Source organism: Candidatus Phytoplasma pruni (assembly GCF_013391955.1).
Lineage (GTDB): Bacteria > Bacillota_I > Bacilli_A > Acholeplasmatales > Acholeplasmataceae > Phytoplasma.
This window is the reverse complement of the sequence record NZ_JABUOH010000005.1, coordinates 1-2258: the sequence shown is the minus strand read 5'-3', so window position 1 is coordinate 2258 and position 2258 is coordinate 1. Positions and strand designations below refer to the sequence as shown.

General features: G+C 31.2%; 1 protein-coding gene and 1 pseudogene. Both read right to left on the bottom strand.

All coding sequences use genetic code 11. The features are described from left to right. Positions 1–460 precede the first annotated feature (460 nt). A pseudogene (locus HR065_RS03750) lies at positions 461–646 on the bottom strand (replicative DNA helicase); the annotation flags it as partial. A gap of 58 nt (positions 647–704) precedes the next feature. Next, the coding region (ftsH, locus tag HR065_RS00190) for an ATP-dependent zinc metalloprotease FtsH (protein ID WP_244948315.1) at positions 705–2258 on the bottom strand (1554 nt) is incomplete at its 5' end.

The following is a 2258-nucleotide window of genomic DNA, read 5'->3' as shown; positions in this document are numbered from 1 at the left end:
TTTTAACTTTTAAAACTTTAAGAATGTTTTTGACTCCTGTTTCTCAAAAAAGATATAAAAAACAGACTCTAAATAAAAAACAGACTCTAAATAATAAGAGTCTTTTTTTTATATTCATAATAAATTTTGTTATACTAAAATTAAGCACCTTTTGGAAGGTGTCTAATATCCTTTCTAAAGGTGTGTGACCAACTAAGAAAGGAGTTAAAGCAATATGTTTTTTTATTTTAAAATAAAAATAACGGTGTATAAAAACACCGTTATTATAGAAATAGAGCCTCCCCCAGAGGCTCTTTTCTTTAACCAACTTAAGAAATGAGTAACACAATGTACTGTTTTTTTATAACCCCATTCAAACCTGAAATTAATGTTAATAATGTTACATTACCAACATTAACAACCCAACTATTAAATGGAATCATTTTTATTATAACAAAAAAATAAATTAAAAGCAATCTTTTTAATAAGTTTCCATTTGATAAGGTAAAACAAAACCTAATTCTTGAAAAGTTTGAGTGGTCATTTCAAAGTGATAAAGTAAGGTTTTTTTGGTACCACTACGATTTTTTTTAATATTGACTTCAATAATTTTTTGGGTTTCGTTGTCGCTAGATTCTAAATGAAGTTGATTTAAGGTTCTTTTATACGAAAAAAGAGACTTTTAAGTCTCTTTGTTTTGTTAAATCTTTTTTTGAATAAAATAATTACAATAATTTTTCTATTTCTTCTTTCGTTATTGTTTCTTGTTTAATTAAAAGATGAGCTATTTTATCTAATAAAGTTTTATTCTCTTTCATTATCTTTTTAGCTTCTATCATACATTCATCAATAATTTTTTTAATTTCTTGATTAACTTTTTCGTTTTCAAAAAACATATTATCTTTAGTTTGTATGGGACCTAAATCAGACATCCCTAATTTGGTCACCATTTGGGTCGCTATTTGGGTAGCTGATTTGAAATCACCGTAAGCTCCGTTAGAAATATCATCAAACATTAATTCTTCAGCTGCTCTGCCACCTAAATAAGAAGTAATATTAGCCAACATACGTTTTTTAGAGGAAAAGAAGGTTTCTTTTTCAGGTAACATTAAATTATATCCTCCAGCATCTCCACGAGGGATAATGGTTACTTTTTGAACTTTAGGAGCATGTTTTAATTTTAAACCGATGACAGCATGTCCTGCTTCATGGTAAGCGACCATTTTCTTTTCTTCTTCGTTGTATTTTCTAGATTTTTTCGCTGGACCCATTAAAACACGATCAATGGCTTCTTCTAATTCTATCGTAGTGATTAATTTTTTATCATTTCGAACTGTTAAAATAGAAGCTTCGTTCATGATTGAAGCTAATTGAGCCCCACTCATAGAAGGTGTTTGTTTCGCTATTTGTTCTAAATTAACGGATGGAGCTAGTTTTTTATTTTTAGCATGTACTTTTAAAATTGCTTTTCTTGCTGTAACATCAGGTAAACCAACTGTAAATTGACGATCAAATCTGCCTGGTCTTAATAAAGCTGAATCTAGCATATCTTTGCGGTTGGTAGCGCCGATAACGATAACTGTTGATTTTTCTTCAAATCCATCCATTTCGGTTAATAATTGATTAAGAGTTTGGTCTTTTTCTTGAGAACCGCCCTCACCATTGCCTCTTGAACTGCCTAAAACATCGATTTCATCGATAAACAAAACACAAGGAGCGTTTTGCCTTGCTTCTTTAAATAATTCTCTTATTCTTGAAGCTCCGACACCAACGTATTTTTCTACAAATTCAGATCCTGAAGCAACAAAGAAAGGTTTATTCGCTTCGCCAGCTACCGCTTTAGCTAATAAAGTTTTACCAGTTCCAGGAGGTCCTTCTAATAAAACTCCTTTAGGGATAGAAGCCCCTATTTCTTTATATTTTTGGGGATTTTTTAAAAAATCAATTATCTCTTTCATTTCTTCTTTTTCTTCTTCGTTACCAGCAACATCTTTAAAAGTGATAGTTTGTTTCTGGCTTGGAGCAAGACGGAAAGGAGATCTTTCCGCCGGTCCGGAAACTATTTTATCAATCGCTTGATTAATTTCTCCATTAGTTATTTCTAATTTATTATTTCTCACTGATAAAATAGCCGCTTCATTCATAGTGGCTTGAAGTTGGGCCCCGCTAAAACCTTGTGTATTTTGGGCTACTATTTTTAAATCAACTTCGGGAGCTAATTTTTTATTTTTAGCATGCACTTTTAAGATCTCTTCACGTGCTTTCGCATCAGGCAAACC